1 protein-coding gene is annotated in these 263 nt (G+C 59.7%); it reads right to left on the bottom strand.

The window, feature by feature from the left end; genetic code table 11:
• Positions 1-88: 88 nt before the first annotated feature.
• A complete protein-coding gene (locus SB764_RS41360; protein WP_410866950.1) occupies positions 89-259 on the bottom strand; it encodes a hypothetical protein in 171 nt (56 codons plus the stop codon).
• Positions 260-263: the final 4 nt, after the last annotated feature.

The following is a 263-nucleotide window of genomic DNA, read 5'->3' as shown; positions in this document are numbered from 1 at the left end:
CGGTAAATGACCCCTTTGAGCAAGGGAATCAGCAGGCTCGACAAATCGTGCATCGACGCCGTGGCGTCCTGTTCGGGTTCCAGCATGTTCATCTCACGAAAATGACGCGCGGCAGGTTCGCCTGCCGGGTCTGGTGTTCGCCGTCTTCTTTCACGCTGTGCCACATGATCGTCTCACTGGACTGTTCGTCCACCACGCTGCTGAAGGTGTCGCCGGCAAGTTGCAGGTAGGCGACCAGTTCGGCCAAACCCTGCTGCAGCGGC

The sequence above is a fragment of the Paraburkholderia sp. SIMBA_027 genome, from assembly GCF_046535315.1.
Lineage (GTDB): Bacteria > Pseudomonadota > Gammaproteobacteria > Burkholderiales > Burkholderiaceae > Paraburkholderia > Paraburkholderia tropica.
Note: the sequence above shows the minus strand (reverse complement) of the source record. Positions and strands in the feature narration are given on the sequence as shown.